Annotated in this window: 11 protein-coding genes; 2 read left to right on the forward strand and 9 right to left on the reverse strand. The window is 43.8% G+C overall.

Annotation, left to right across the window (positions count from 1 at the left end):
* Positions 1-24: 24 nt before the first annotated feature.
* The 8 genes from HC246_RS12380 to aroH all read right to left on the reverse strand — a co-directional run bounded on the left by HC246_RS12380 (position 25) and on the right by aroH (position 11,782).
* A complete protein-coding gene (locus HC246_RS12380; RefSeq protein WP_169363651.1) occupies positions 25-2,952 on the reverse strand; it encodes a hybrid sensor histidine kinase/response regulator in 2,928 nt (975 codons plus the stop codon).
* Positions 2,953-3,015: 63 nt separating this feature from the next.
* Positions 3,016-5,868, reverse strand: coding sequence for a methyl-accepting chemotaxis protein (locus HC246_RS12385; protein WP_169363652.1), 2,853 nt, complete (start codon positions 5,866-5,868; stop codon positions 3,016-3,018).
* A gap of 54 nt (positions 5,869-5,922) precedes the next feature.
* The gene (locus HC246_RS12390; RefSeq protein ID WP_169363653.1) at positions 5,923-6,435 is read right to left on the reverse strand and encodes a chemotaxis protein CheW; all 513 of its coding nucleotides are present in this window, start codon (positions 6,433-6,435) and stop codon (positions 5,923-5,925) included.
* Position 6,436: 1 nt separating this feature from the next.
* Positions 6,437-6,802 (reverse strand): response regulator transcription factor, encoded by a 366-nt coding sequence (locus HC246_RS12395; protein ID WP_169363654.1) that lies wholly within the window; start codon positions 6,800-6,802, stop codon positions 6,437-6,439.
* A gap of 126 nt (positions 6,803-6,928) precedes the next feature.
* Positions 6,929-7,288: a response regulator transcription factor gene (locus HC246_RS12400; protein WP_169363655.1), complete on the reverse strand. Its 360-nt coding sequence runs from the start codon at positions 7,286-7,288 to the stop codon at positions 6,929-6,931.
* A 237-nt stretch (positions 7,289-7,525) separates the two neighbouring features.
* Entirely contained in the window at positions 7,526-8,794 is a 1,269-nt protein-coding gene (locus tag HC246_RS12405) for a response regulator (RefSeq protein ID WP_169363656.1), read from the reverse strand.
* A 441-nt stretch (positions 8,795-9,235) separates the two neighbouring features.
* Positions 9,236-11,314, reverse strand: coding sequence for a tetratricopeptide repeat protein (locus HC246_RS12410; RefSeq protein WP_169363657.1), 2,079 nt, complete (start codon positions 11,312-11,314; stop codon positions 9,236-9,238).
* Positions 11,315-11,401: 87 nt separating this feature from the next.
* A complete protein-coding gene (gene aroH / locus HC246_RS12415; protein WP_169363658.1) occupies positions 11,402-11,782 on the reverse strand; it encodes a chorismate mutase in 381 nt (126 codons plus the stop codon).
* A gap of 535 nt (positions 11,783-12,317) precedes the next feature.
* Here aroH and HC246_RS12420 point away from each other — a divergent pair.
* On the forward strand, positions 12,318-12,899 hold the full coding sequence (locus tag HC246_RS12420; RefSeq protein WP_211167695.1) for a hypothetical protein: 582 nt from the start codon (positions 12,318-12,320) through the stop codon (positions 12,897-12,899).
* Between the two features lie 59 nt (positions 12,900-12,958).
* On the opposite strand, the gene HC246_RS12425 is transcribed toward HC246_RS12420, so the two are convergent.
* Positions 12,959-13,600, reverse strand: coding sequence for a GAF domain-containing protein (locus HC246_RS12425; RefSeq protein ID WP_169363659.1), 642 nt, complete (start codon positions 13,598-13,600; stop codon positions 12,959-12,961).
* 120 nt (positions 13,601-13,720) lie between these two features.
* Between HC246_RS12425 and HC246_RS12430 the strand changes: the two genes are divergently transcribed.
* The gene (locus HC246_RS12430; protein WP_169363660.1) at positions 13,721-14,275 is read left to right on the forward strand and encodes an Npun_F5560 family protein; all 555 of its coding nucleotides are present in this window, start codon (positions 13,721-13,723) and stop codon (positions 14,273-14,275) included.
* Positions 14,276-14,647 lie beyond the last annotated feature (372 nt).

Consider the following 14,647-nt stretch of genomic DNA (forward strand, 5'->3'; position numbering starts at 1 on the left):
ATTGGCAATTTATTTATAACTTGTTTATAAATTGGTGTTTACAAGTTGCGACAAAGTCTGTAACAGCTCATTATCTTTAAATGGTTTCGCAAAATATGCTGAGGCTCCTAGACGCATCGCCAAATCACGGTGTTTAGAGCCACTGCGTGAAGTGAGCATAATTACAGGAATGTCTTTGCAGTAATCATCACCACGGGATTGCACCAAGAAACCAAATCCATCTAGTCTAGGCATTTCAATATCACAGATTACAGCACTGACTAGAGAACTGCTAGCTAGGGTTTGGAGCTTTCGCAATTTCTCCATCGCCTCATAACCATCCTTAGCCTGCTCGACCCGATAGCCCGATTTCTCTAAGGTCATAGCTAGAAATCGCCGTACATTGATGGAGTCATCAACTATGAGAATTGTGGTGCGTCGATCATTCTTGGTTGGGAGCGTGAGAGGTTTACTAGGTGTTTCATCAATATCAACGATCGCCCAATCGAGGAGATTATCGATATCGACTAACGGCACAATTTTACCGCCGCCCAAAATAGCACAGCCCATAAAGCCCGTCGGCATGGGGATTACACTTTGCACACCGCGAATGGTGACTTCCTGTTCCCCCCAATAGCGATCAACTTGCAATCCAAAGGGCACATTATTTTTGGCGACGATTAATATTAGCGATTCATCGACAACGGGACGGTTTTCTGTCTCAAATTGGAATTGAGGACGCGAAAAATGCAGGCGATCGCTAAGTCGTAACAATGGTACAGAATAGCCTTCCCAATCTAATACTTCTTGATTGGCTACGGTATGAATGGAAGTATCGCGGATTAGCAAAATTTCCTCAACCGCACTGGTGAGAATTGCCATCTGTAAGCCATTACTTTCAAATAGCAGTACACGGGCGATCGATAGTGATACGGGTACGGTCAAAACAAAGGTTGTTCCTTTACCAGCTTCGGTTTCAATCCGTACATTACCGCCGATTATATTCAGATTTGACCGCACCACGTCCATGCCTACGCCCCGCCCCGAGAGTTCGGTGACGCGATCAGCGGTACTAAATCCCGCTTCAAAAATCAATTCTAAGAGCGCTTCATCACTAGAACCATCCAGATCGCTTTCGCTTAGCCCCATTTGCAAAGCGCGATCGCGTAGTTTCGCAAAATTGACCCCATTGCCATCATCACTGACAGTGATTACAGTTTGGTTGCCGCGATAACCTGCGGCGATTTCGATTTTGCCTTTAGGTGGTTTACCCGCAGCAATCCTTGCTTCAGGTGTTTCGATGCCATGATCGAAAGCGTTGCGAACCAGATGTAGAAGTGGATCTTCAAGGATTTCTAAAACTGATCGCTCCACTAAAGTAGAACTACCACGTACGACTAGCTCGACCTGCTTACCATAGTTGAGAGACAAATCGCGCAGTAAGCGGGGAAATCTGCCCAGAATTTCGCTGAGCATCCGCATTCTGGCTTGCTCGATCGCGGTTTGCATTTGCCGTGAGGCACGCCCTAATTCCCGTTCTGTTCCTTCTGTATCTGTTAATGCTGTTTCCAAATCGCTCGAGACTTCCTGTAACTGCACCACGCTATCCATAATTTCCCGTGATAGTACATGCAGTTCGCTATAGCGATCCATTTCTAGTAAGTCGAAGCGACTGGCATAGGGTAAGAATCCTTCACTAGATGCTTCAGCATAGTTACCTGTAATTGGGCTATTGATGGCAGTAATGACAGGGAGCAAGGATTCTGAAGAAGTGACTACGCGATCGTAGGCTTCTCGAAGTTGAGCATTAGACTGCTCTAAGCCATGCATTCTGGTATTTAAAAGTTGTACAAGATCGCGCATCCGTTTCAGTTGTAAACGTAAGCCACTTCTCTCTGCATTTAATTCTCCAAAGCGATCGCTTAAGGCTTCGAGGTGGCGTAAAGGAATACGGATGGTGCTATCTAGATTGGTGACAGTACTTATCTCACTGGAAGGATTAATCGTTGCGATATCTTGGATATTTGCTAAATTGAGATCACTATGATTGAGAGCGAGGGTTTCATCCTCATATCTTAAACCAGTGTTAGTTAGTGATAATTCCTCAATAGAAGCTGCATCAAAAGGATTAATATTTTCGGCGACTTTTTCGACAACCTTTTGAATGGTTTGTTCTGCTGGTTTTACAGGCAGAGGTGATAATTCAAAACGTTTTGGTAAAGCATCAAATTGACCAACCAAGACAAGAGCTTGCGATCGCCGCCAAGCTTCTAAAGCAGCAGTGGTTACTTCGATGAGGCTGTTATCTTTATTATCGAGTGCGAGACTAATGCCTTCGCAGAGACTAGTGAATGCTGGTAGTTCCAACATTTCGCCAAGACAGCCAAATTCTTGACTAGTAATTTCAAATTCTTCGCGCAATACTTGCGAATTAGGATCGGCAATCACATTTGTGAGCCGTTCTAGACAAGCATCAACTTCAGTAGCAAACATGAGGACACGCATATCCTGACCTGCCTCTTCAGACAGAAGATTTGCCTCATCTTGTGCTGACAAATCCCCTAGGATTTTATGCAAGCGATTAAAGGGGGGCAAAATCTGTTGCTGAATCCATTCATCCTTAGGCGCTTTACGCTGTTTGTGAATGGTGGTAATTTTGCCCATGCCATCGATCGCTGACAGAAATAGACTTTCGATTTCTGAGGTGATCGCAGTTTGGTTATTTGCTTGAATAATTTTAAAAAAGTCTTCGAGACGGTGGGCTAAATCACTGAGGCTATGAAAGCCCATCATGGCGGCTCCACCTTTCATTGAGTGGGCAGCCCGTAAAATCTTATTAGCCGCCGATCGCTGTAAACCGCGATCGCTTAAGCCGATTAATTCGGACTCAATATCTGCTAAAAAATCTCGAACTTCCTCGAGAAATAGCAATCGAACTTCCCACTCGCGATCGGTTAAGGTATTAGTTGACATATCGACCTCTAAATAACTGTTGAATTGTGTTTTAAGTTTGTGCAAGGCACAAACTTAAAACAACTAAGCTGCATCAACTTTAAATGTTTCTACGGAAGCCTGTAGCTTACTAGCAACGTTAGCGGTTTCCTGTAGGGCGATCGCAACTTCGCGAGAAGTTTCAGAGGACTTTTGCGATTGTGTAGAGAGGGTTTCCATAACCTGCTTCACCGATTGCGATGTTTGCACCTGCGAAGTTGTAGCGCTAGAAATACCTTGGAAGAGTTCGTTTACTTTTCGAGCCACTTCCACAATTTGACTCAAGCTCTTTCTCGCATCTTCAACCTTGTTTGTACCTTCAACCACCTGTACCGTACTCGCTTCCATCGATTCGACTACTTCACTGGTTTCCTGTTGAATGCTTTCAACGATGCGAGCGATTTCCTTGGTTGCAGTTGCAGACTGAGCCGCCAGCGCACCGACTTCTTCCGCAACTACCGCAAAGCCTCGACCTTCTTCACCTGCACGCGCCGCCTCAATACTGGCGTTAACTGCGAGCATGTTCGTTTTCAGTGCGATTTGGTCGATCAGAACGACTACTTTTGAAATCTGTTGCGATGCTTCACCGAGTCTCTTGACCTTTTTGGCTGTTTCCGCAACGGTTTGCCGTAGTTGTAAGATACTGCTTGCGGATTGCTCGATCGCTTGACTACCAGTTTCTGCGGTTGCTGCTGCGACGTTAGATGCATCAGCCGCTTGTCTTGCGTTACTTGCCACCTGTTGAATCGAATCCGTCATTTGTTCTACGGATTGCAGCGCTTCATCCAGTTGTTCCGCTTGGAGAGTCGCATCTTTTGCGAGAGTCCGAATCGATTCATTGTTGGTATTGACCGAAGTGTTTACCTGCAAAGTCGCTTCTTTTACCTGCGTTACAACCTCCCGTAAGTTTTCCACGATCGCATTAAAGAAGTCGGCAACGATCCCAATTTCACCAGCCGAGATTTGAGCACGAACGGTTAAGTCTCCACTTACTGCGCCTTCAACGTCAGTTAAGAGGTTAATTAATTCGCGTTGAATTGCTTCACTCCGTTGACGTTCCTGTTCTGCGACGATGCGCTGTTGTTCTACTGTGGCAAGACCGCCGAGTGCACGTCCAATGTCTTCAGCATAGCTCTGCATCAATTTAATCTCAGGCTCTTGCCATTCACGCACCTGTCCACAGGAATGGGCAATTAACAAACTATCCAATTCACCTGCACGGACTACAGGCACGATGAGATTTGATTTAATTTGCAATTTCCGCATTAACTCAAGGTGAGCAGGCGCAAATCCTGCGTTCAGCACATCACGATATTGAACCACTTGCCCTTGCTTATAGTTATCCAGAAGCTCTTTGGGAATACAAGGATCATTTAGACCTGCACTTTTGGCACTAGGTAAATGTGTTAAACCAGATTCAGCAACGACAATTCCCTGACTGCCAGTACCTGTATTGACAAATCGATAAATGACAATGCGATCGCTATTGAGTTCTTGGCGAATTTCGTTAACATAGCGGCTTAATGGTTCTTCTAGCTCAGTAATATCACGCGATCGCGAGACTTCGGCAAGAATTTGCGATCGTCTTGCTTGCGTCTCTTGCAAAGCCAAGAAGGTCTGTAACTGTCCCGCCATGGAGTTGATGTTATCCCCTAATTGTGCCAGTTCATCTTGCCCCTGTACCGTCAGGCGCGTATCGAGATTACCTTTACCTAGCTCAACCACTGCGGCTGTTGCGTCGATAACAGGTTTAGTAGCGCGTTGGGCGATCACAATTGCTAAAATAGCCGCTAACGCACCGACGACACCAGTTGCTGCTAACAGAATGAAGATTAACTGTTGTTGTGGTTTGAGAACAATATCAGTATCCACCGCAATTACTGCATCCCACTTTAACTCAGGTAATCCTTCTAGTTTTGGTAAAGGTGCATAGCCGACAAACTGTTCACGGTTAGTGAGATTATCGATCGCTGTAGCTGAGCCAGATTCTCGTTTTTCAATGAGAGGTGTTAATAGCGGGAAGTCTGCTTTGAGATCGCGCCCAATTTGCTCCTTTTCTAAGGCAACAAAGAACTTACCATCTGACTCAATTAAGTGATATTGATCCCCACCAACTCCATAGTCTTTAACCAGAGTATCAAGATACTCCGCAGGCATCCGTGAGCGGATCACACCAATTGTTTTACCTGTAGTAGCTTCTTTAATAGGAGCAGCAATGTGGATTACCACCTTACCAGATGATTTGGAGAGTTCTGGTTGGCTAATGACAGGGGCATTAGTTTTGAGCACTTCTTGGAAATAAACCCGATCCTTGTGATTGGACAATGCATCACCTTGAGATTGCACAATCACATCGCCATTGAGGTCAAATGCAGCGATACTATCGTAAACAAGATAGCTTTTGATGTAGTCATTAAAAACTGCTTGACGCTCTTGTAACGAAGTTGCCGCAGTAACTTTCGGATTAGTCAAAAATGATGTCTTCGATAATATCTGAATGTCCCCATATCGTTCTCGCATGAAGTAGGCAACCCGATAGGACATATCAGTAGCGTTTTTTGCTTCTTTTTGTTTGGTTGTTTGCGTGAGGTTTTGCCCAACGTATATAGAGGTAAATCCACCAACTAGAATCAAGGGAATTGTGATTGTAGAAACAGCAATAAGTGTTGCTTTTGTCCGCAAGCCTAACTTTTCCCACCATCGTCCAATGGGGTTTTGGCTAACCCTAGGAGCAATAGGTACAGAAGCAGGAGGAGGAGGAGTAATTATCTCTATGTTTGGATAGCTGCCATTGCTAGAGCCATTACTAGAACCGTTGGTAGCATTGGTCGTAGACCTTGTGCCATTGCCATTCGATACTTCAGCACCATCAACGCGAGAACGTGAATCAAGAACCATGATGAGAAACTCCGTTTTGTAAATAAAGTTTTGAAGAAGATGCAATATCCTCTCCTATAGAGCAAATTTGTGGCTGGCGATCGCCTCTGCATCTAGTACATGTAGATGTTCGCTAGTTTCCCCCGACTGAGCCACCCAACCACGCAAAAATGGCACAGTTTCAATTAGAATATTTGTCTTCGGTAATTCTTGTGGTGAAACAATCTCTGTCTCACTAAAACGGACTACACGTCCAATGCGATATACCCCCAGACCCAAAAATGCATCACCAATCTGTAAGACGGCGATGTGGGTCTCGATCGCACTGGACTCAAGGGGTGTAAAGCCTAGTAACTGGGGCAAGTCCAGCACCCAAAAAACGTTACTGCGATGTTCCACCAAGCCCATCAGACAGGGATGGACATTGGGCATTTGCGTAAAGCGCTCGGCAGCTAGGACGAGAGTCTCGCGGACAAATTTGAGTTGCACAGCGGCGACTATATCTTGCCCAAGATTTAAACTTAAGTGTGGCAATCCTGCGATCGCCTGTGTCTGCTCCTCGCGTAATTCGATCGTTAAGCTGCTCATATCATCCTCCTACACCCAGCGATCGCACTGCCTGCACAATATCGTCCTTGGTAAATGGCTTGGTGAGGTAGACATCCACACCCTGCTTCATGCCCCAGAGGCGATCGAGTTCTTGATTCTTAGAAGTACAGGCAATGACAGGAACCTTAGTCGTCGCAACTTTTTTGATTGCTCGGCATAGCTCTAATCCACTCATCCCTGGCATTACCAAATCCGTAATGACGACATTAGGTTTGGTCTTCTCAAATTTCTCTAAACCTTCAGCCCCATCAGCCGCACTGACCACAGCATAGCCCCCCTGCCGCAGGTACTCACAAATTAACTCTCGTTCAGACGGGGTATCTTCGACAACTAATACTGTAATCAAGACATTTTCTCCTTGTTATAGCGATGATGGAAACTTGGGCTGTGAGTTAAGATGAAAGTTCAAAACTTGGTTAGGATTGAACTTATAGAGATTAAAGCTGGAATCAATTTTTGTTAGGAGTGATTTCTAAGCAACAGAGCGAACGGCACGTAGAATATCTTCACGGGAGAATGGCTTAGTGAGATACACATCAATTCCCTGTTTCATGCCCCATAGTTTATCCAGTTCTTGATTCTTAGAAGTACAGGCAACAATAGGCACATCCTTGGTTTCACTATTCTTTTTTAAACTACGGCATAGTTCCAAACCACTCATTCCAGGCATGACTAAATCGGTAATTACAACATCAGGTTTCTTTCCTTCGATTTTCTTGAGAGCTTCTTGTCCGTTGGTGGCACTAATTACGGTATACCCACTTTCGACCAAATAGTTAACAATTAAGTCCTGCTCAGAGGCAGTGTCTTCAACTACAAGCACTGTTGTCATAATGAATCTCCAATTTGATTGATTTTGTATTGTTGTTTGAGTTTAACTTGAGGGGATAGATAGAAATTTGTTTAACAGAATTTATACCTAGATAAATTCCTATCATTTTATTGCATCTTGCAATTCTTCATAAATCATAAACATACCATAGATAAAGATACCTAGATTAGAATTTAGAACTTAATTCATGATTAAGTTCTAAATTCTATGAAGTAATCTCCATATTTGTACATATATCTAGATGAGATGTCGCATCATCATTTTTAGTAAATCAGCTTGGACAAAGGGTTTGGTTAGATAGTCAGTGGCTCCTGCGATACGTGCTCTTGCGCGATCAATTATTCCTTTATTACCAGTTACCATCACAATCGGAATATCTTTTAAGCTGGATGATTTGCGAATTAAAGTACAAAGTTGATAACCGTCAACACTTGGCATTCCAATGTCTAGCAGGATTAAATCAGGACGAATCGAATTGATTTTCATTAACGCTTTCATTGAATCCTGAATGAGCGTGACCTGAAAATCTTCACTTCCTAAATAGCTGCTAATAATGCTGAGCATGGATTCACTGTCATCAATGCAGACGATTTTCCATGTTTTGGATTCCTGATTGGTGAACACCTGTGAAATACTGGAAATATCATCTCCTGCATTTGTCTCATCAGTAAAGGTCTCGGAAAGCTTTTCAATATTTTCACGTTCCTCCTCTGGTGCTAGATAATAGGTGCGTGGCAACATATCAAAGGGAGATAAGGGATCGCGCAAGAGAATTGAGCCATCACTCACTAACGGACAGAGTTGTCTTGCGATCGCTAGGGGATCTTTGCCTAGCAAGGCTCCTAACTGACAGAAATTAAAACCTCGGAGAATCCGCCCCAACCTATGTACAGTTTCCAAAGACATTCGCTTAGCTGCTGATGTTTGACTGACTAAATAAGGGCATTGATAGGGAGAAGAAATAGTGGGACCGAGGTCATACCATGCTTTGAGGCGTTGCTCAACTACTTCTAAAATGCGATCAATGGATAGACTACAATAGGTATCTTGCAATAAATGTTCGTAGTAGATTCCTTTAAACTCTCCATTAGGCAGACAGAGAAAAGCTTCAATCACCTCTTGAATGACACGGGCAATGAGCTTACTCGCCATATTGCTAGGTAGATGATGTTCATTAACTAGCCAAAGGATTGCAATATATTCAATACAGAGAATCTCACTAGTAACTTTATACTTGGCATTTTCTGGGTCAGGATCATCAAACATCAGCCGCAATTGCGATCGCAATTTGTCATCTAAGTTTGGCAATTCACGGCTAAGAGCGCGGAGATGTCTTTCTAGTCTTTCAAAACTTTCTAAAGAATGAGAGGCATATACGAGCTTCCCTCCCTTTACATAAAATGCCCAACGAATGCGATCGCGAACAACGTAGATGCATCCATCTTTAGTTGACTCTAGACTTTTTAAAAGCTCTTTAGCAGAAGATTGTGTTTGATTCTTAGGCATACTAATACCAGCACAAACCATAAGTGGCTCCAATTGTGAAACTCATTTTTAAAAGATGTCTCAGTTCCCCCAGGTTTTTGCACTATTCTACTTTCAGGACATAAAAGCTAGATCGAGTTTCTATATCTTGCAAAGTATGCTGAAGAATGGGTAGCTTTAACTCCAATTCTTACTTGATCTACAAGACGGGATACAGATCAATTAGAAATCGTATAAAGCATTACAAATCATAGGCTTTAAGTTATTAAATTTTAAGCCATGTTCCTATTAAAGCATTATTAATTTATTTTACTAAGCTCTTTGTCATGCAATTTGCATTAAAAAGTGAGTAAAATTTTCTCAGATGCGTGATTTTACTCGGATTTACATATTTTTTGGCTTTGTTGATGAATTGATTTTATATTTGTGAAATTAAAAATCTAGTTCTTGCCTTTGGGATTACTACTCAAATTGGGGCATTTCTAAGGCAATGGGGGATTGTTCTAGCCTTAACGCTGATTGCTTGACCTTGGCGGCGAAGGCAAGAGGGTCTAGGTCAAACTGCTCGAATAGCTCACGTCCACGAATACAACGTAACTCAGGATTTTCGGCTGCGCCACTGACTACCCAGAGCACAAAATCCTTATTGCTACGGGCATTTTCAATTTCGATCGCAGAAATGGCAAAGGACTCGCGATCGCTAGTAAAGCTTTTAATTACTACAGCTTCGCTTTGAGCATCTTTAGTACATTCGAGATCGTAACCCACTTGCGATTTATCGACCGATCGCACCATCCAGCCGTCACGCATATATTGCGCCATCACCGAGATCATCGCCAGTTTTTCGGCAGTGCTAGGATCTTCTATCGAGAAAGGAACTGGTTTCTCAACAACGCGATCCACGACTTTTTCGACGACGCGATCGACTAGCTTCTCCACTTCCACAATTTTTTCGACTTCAACTAGCTTCTCGACCTCGACTAGCTTCTCGACTTCAACGATTTTTTCGACTTCAACAATCTTCTCAACTTCGACTAGTTTTTCAACCTCGACAATCTTTTCGACTACTTTTTCGACTTCAACGATTTGAGCAGGTTCCGATGGATAGGCAATTTCAGCACTGGAGAAAGCTGCGATCGCTTCTTCGCTAGTAATTGATTCCGAAACAGGAATTGCAATTGGCTGCTCATCAGGTTGGACTGCTACAATCAAGTCACTAGTTTCTTCGGCATCATCAACGGGAATTGACTTGGAGATTGCAATGGGGATATCAGGCTCGGCAATAGCTTCTGATGTTGTATCCTCCGATGGCGCGATCGCATAGCTACTTCTGGGCTTAGCCTTGGGCAACGAGTCGATCGCTAGAGTTTCTAGAAATTCCTTTGCCTTTCTTGCCTTTTCGGGTTTGCCTTGAGTTTGATACAAAACAATTGCTTTCCGCAAATCATCACCTGCAAGGGTTTCATCGGCGATGTTAGGTTGTGAATAGGTCAAGCCGCGATAGTAATAGGCATCGACATTGCTAGGCTGTAGCTCGATCGCATGGCTAAAGTCCCGTAATGCTTCGGGGTATTCCTTCAGAATGTAATGCGATCGCCCGCGCCGAAATGCTGCCAAATCACGGTTGGGATCTAAATCAAGGGTGCGGCTATAGCAAGCGATCGCCTGTTCGTAACTCTTGAGCTTGAAATAGGTATTACCTAAGGAAAAATGGGCATCGACATAGCTGGGATCAATGTCGATCGCTGCCTGAAAATCTGCCAATGCTTGCTGGAACTGATTCAATAAAAAATTAATTTCGCCCCGTTTGTAATAGGCAATCCTTGCTTTATCAGGACGCATGGAAATAGCCTTGCCATAGTCGCCGACTGCCTTGGCATATTCGCGCAAACTCACATGGGCATCGCCTAAACCTAAATATGCCTTAATAAAATTGGGATTCAGCTTGAGTGCTTGGCGAAAAGATTCCAGCGCATCCTGTGGAAATCCTTGCTGAATATCCTCTAAGCCCCATCGATAATAGACATCAACTAAACTCACGCCCTTGCCAGCCCTAATTGCCTTTTGGGTTTGGCGTTCCCACTCGCGATCGAGCATCCGTACATATTCTTCGCGAAATACCCCCGCATCGGTTTGTGGTTCGAGGGGCATTCCTTGAAAGTGGGGCAATTGCCGTAGGTAATCTGTTCTTAGGGGTTCATCAAACGTGACACAAGAATCCCAAGCCACCCATACTCGAAAATTATTTGCCTGCGAGTCGATGTCATAGGCTTCGCTGAGTTCGCGGTAACGAGCTGATCGCAGTTTGAGTTGATATTCCCGATCCGCAGGTACAACCGTACCTGCGGCAAAATAGCCCTGATTAGCACTACCGATCCGCTTGAAATAAGCGCGATCGCCAACCTTGAGAGTTTGAATGTTGCCGCAGTTCCAAGTAACGATATACTGCTCCCCCTCTGAGATCTCAGCGATCGCTTCACGAATGAAATCGCGAATCTCTGGCTCTGTTTGCTCGTTACACAGGAAAATTCTTGTGACCATAGGGGCTATATATCTTACGTTTGCACTGATTGTATCTAGAAAATAGAGGGAGCGCTTGGCACTCCCTCTATTTTCTCAAATATTTTCTCAAATTTGGGCGTAAACAAGATCGGGGCGGAGATCTCTGGCTCCATTTAAGTAAACATGCTTAATCTGATGTTGCTCAAGGGGTGTATTCACATGAATGAGGACACGAATACAACGCTCTAAGCTGCCCTCGACATACATTTGCTGCACATCTAAAAGTGGCACATGCTCCCAATGCGATCGCGATCGGGCAATTTTGGCAGGAAAAACCACATCAATATCTGTTGTTGCCGAAAAAGTGGCACTTACGATTTCACGCGGATCGATATCATTTTGCGCTTCGATCTCCTCCATAAGCTCTAGCACAGCCCTTTCTAAGGCTGCGTATGTATTTGCTTCAACTGTGGTTGCACCACGAACGCCACGTACACGCCAACCCACGTTTTACACCATCCGTACTGTATGTAATTATGCTTGATTGAGTCAGAGAATGTTTGTTAGAAGGCAAAGTGCCGTAACAGACATTACTCGACTGTTAATCATATCTGTCATTTATTAGATTACCCCTAAAAAACAATGTTAATTTAATTGCGATCAATTGCCAAATAAACTGAGTGCTTCGTGAGTCCTTGATTTAGTTCCTGTGCTTGGGGATGCACAGTAAAATAAGGAACCAGAATTTTTATAGCGTGGCGAAGCACTACAAAATATTAGGCTCTTGCCGATAAAACATGTCCCACCGAAGAGTTATCTAGCTTCGACTTCGCTCAGCTAACCTCGACTTCGCTCAGCTAACCTCGACTTCGCTCAGCTAACCTCGACTTCGCTCAGCTAACCTCGACTTCGCTCAGCTAACCTCGACTTCGCTCAGCTAACCTCGACTTCGCTCAGCTAACGTTGGCTGAGCGGAGTCGAAGCCACAGGTACTTTAATTAATAGTAAGTCCCTTAAAAATAGTAAAAAACTTATTTTATTTATGACTGAACCACGAATAGCCTCAAATTCAGCAAATTCAGGCGCTAGTGAGATTTTTTATATATCGCCATTAATTCGGATTACTTTGTTGCTGCTGTATCTAGTACTGACTGTACCTTTACCATTCTTGAGCAACTTTACACATTCCGCAATTCCTGCTTCATGGCTAGGTTGGGGCTTAGCGATCGGATTTGTATTTTTGTATGGGGCATTAAGCGATCGCGTAATTATTGATGATCAAGGCATTAGTTTGGTTTATCCCCGATGGTTTCCCACTTTTTTTCGTAAAGGTTGGTCATTGCCTTGGCAAGATATCCAAGCATTAAAGCCCAGAATTACAGGACAGGGCGGGATTGTTTATTATTTTGTGAGTAAAAAATCCGATCAGGCTTATTTGCTACCGATGCGAGTAGTGGGGTTTGCTCGATTAGTCCAACGGGTTCAGGAGCGTACAGGTATTGATACCAGTGATGTACGCCCTTTAGCTCAGCCTTGGATGTATTTAATTTTGTTGGTATTTACGTTGCTAATGCTAGCGATCGATAGTTGGACAATTTATACAGCCCTAACCCTCACGCATTAGAGTTTTACAGTCAAGTCGAGATATTTGAAAGCGCAGCACTGCGCTTTCAAAATCTCTGGTTATAACTCTAAAGGGCGATATTCCGCATGAAGCTGGGCATTTAGGATAATCGCGGCGATGCTTTCCATGCTGTACTGCATCATTGTGGCGATCGCATCATCGAAATGGTTAGTTTGTGAATGGGTTAATGTGATAACTCCAATTACATTGATGCCATATATTAGGGGTACTGTTAGCGCCGAACGAGCTGTGTATGGTTGATCGGGCAACTGTAACCAGCGCTCATCAGTGATCGCATCATAAATGACCCCAATCTGGCGATGGCGTAAAGTCCACCCCGCGAGTCCACCATCTAAGACTTTAGAAATTACGGCATCCTTGCGATCGCGTGTAACTGGCCCCCGTGCCAAAATACTTTCGATGATTACACCATCTTCGTCGATCAAAAAAATGCTTCCCTCATCCGCCTCAGTATATTTGGTGAGGGTTTCTACCGTATTTTTGAGTGTGGTTTTGAGAATGAGACCACCACTAACAGACTGAGCATAGGAAATGGAGTTTTTGAGCAAGGTTGCTTGTAGTTGGAGCGCAGATTGAGCCACAGCTAGCAAAGTGTGGTCTTCTAAATTGCTTTGAAAAGGGATGACACCTAGCTGACTATGGATTGATGGATCTGGTGAGTTGATCGTTTTAAGGTTCATTTACAATTCCCCCGTTTTGGGCGGATGCTGAGAAATTTTGCGAGGGTAGCTCAATAAAATTGCCAATTCAGTCCTTGTGTGCTATAAATCTTAGCCTAAATTCCCTAACGAATTGCACCTATGAATGCCACAGTAAATGCCCTCGCGAATCCATCGGACAACATGACAGCAAATCTTCAACAGGAAATCAATTTACTTAAGGTTGAGCTAGAGCAGAAGGATCTGCTAGTGCAGCAGCTTTCTGAAGAGCTTTTTCGTTTGGTGAAGGGTAATACCGCCTTTTTGCCTAATGTTGAGGTGCATGAGCAACATTCAGAAGAAATGCGCTTTTTAGAACAAAAACTTGCTATGGTCGAAAACCAACTACTGGCAACTCAAGCGCAAATCCAAGATCGCGATCGCGAAGCTATCGAGCTGCGTCAAACTATCCAAGAAATGAGCGATCGCAATCGGATGTTGGAGCAAGTGGTGCAGGAGCTGCCTAATATTTATCGTGCTAAGTTTGCTGAGCGGATCGTGCCGATCAAACAAAAAATCGAAGCCCTACAAAAGGAAAATCGTCAATTGCATATCGAGCTACAAAGCCTCAGTTTCCGTCTATCGGGGCGTACTACCCGTCGCTCTACGTCACAGCAACGTCTAGAGCTACCGAGAGTTGTACCTGCATTGGGCTAACTTGCAGCGCTTTGTGCTCAAAACCGAATCAAGAAAAAATTTTAAAAGTGTGGCTGAGCCACACTTTTAAAATTTTTTCTTGGGTTCAGTAAATTAAGGTTTTTTTCCTCACCCTCAGCAGAGAAATAAAAAAATCCCAGCCACCAAAAGAGGTCAGTGCTTCGCACTGACCTCTTTTGGTGGCTGGGATTTTGTACGGTAAAAAATCAAAATCACTTATGGGTGATATCAAGATGTCCTATGCAAATGAACTGAAAATCTGAGGACTAGCGGCTAAAAGGTCACTAATAAAGGATATGTGCAGAAGTGAGCATAATTGCTGCTGACGACAAAGGACAACAAAACAATTGATAAGCGATGTGGCAAAAGATT

The sequence above is a fragment of the Pseudanabaena yagii GIHE-NHR1 genome, from assembly GCF_012863495.1.
GTDB lineage: Bacteria > Cyanobacteriota > Cyanobacteriia > Pseudanabaenales > Pseudanabaenaceae > Pseudanabaena > Pseudanabaena yagii.

Coding starts and splice junctions, on each gene's coding strand:
- HC246_RS12380 (WP_169363651.1), bottom strand. CDS start 2,952: ATGTCAACTAATACCTTAACCGATCGCGAGTGGGAAGTTCGATTGCTA.
- HC246_RS12385 (WP_169363652.1), bottom strand. CDS start 5,868: ATGGTTCTTGATTCACGTTCTCGCGTTGATGGTGCTGAAGTATCGAAT.
- HC246_RS12390 (WP_169363653.1), bottom strand. CDS start 6,435: ATGAGCAGCTTAACGATCGAATTACGCGAGGAGCAGACACAGGCGATC.
- HC246_RS12400 (WP_169363655.1), bottom strand. CDS start 7,288: ATGACAACAGTGCTTGTAGTTGAAGACACTGCCTCTGAGCAGGACTTA.
- HC246_RS12405 (WP_169363656.1), bottom strand. CDS start 8,794: ATGCCTAAGAATCAAACACAATCTTCTGCTAAAGAGCTTTTAAAAAGT.
- HC246_RS12410 (WP_169363657.1), bottom strand. CDS start 11,314: ATGGTCACAAGAATTTTCCTGTGTAACGAGCAAACAGAGCCAGAGATT.
- HC246_RS12420 (WP_211167695.1), top strand. CDS start 12,318: ATGACTGAACCACGAATAGCCTCAAATTCAGCAAATTCAGGCGCTAGT.
- HC246_RS12425 (WP_169363659.1), bottom strand. CDS start 13,600: ATGAACCTTAAAACGATCAACTCACCAGATCCATCAATCCATAGTCAG.
- HC246_RS12430 (WP_169363660.1), top strand. CDS start 13,721: ATGAATGCCACAGTAAATGCCCTCGCGAATCCATCGGACAACATGACA.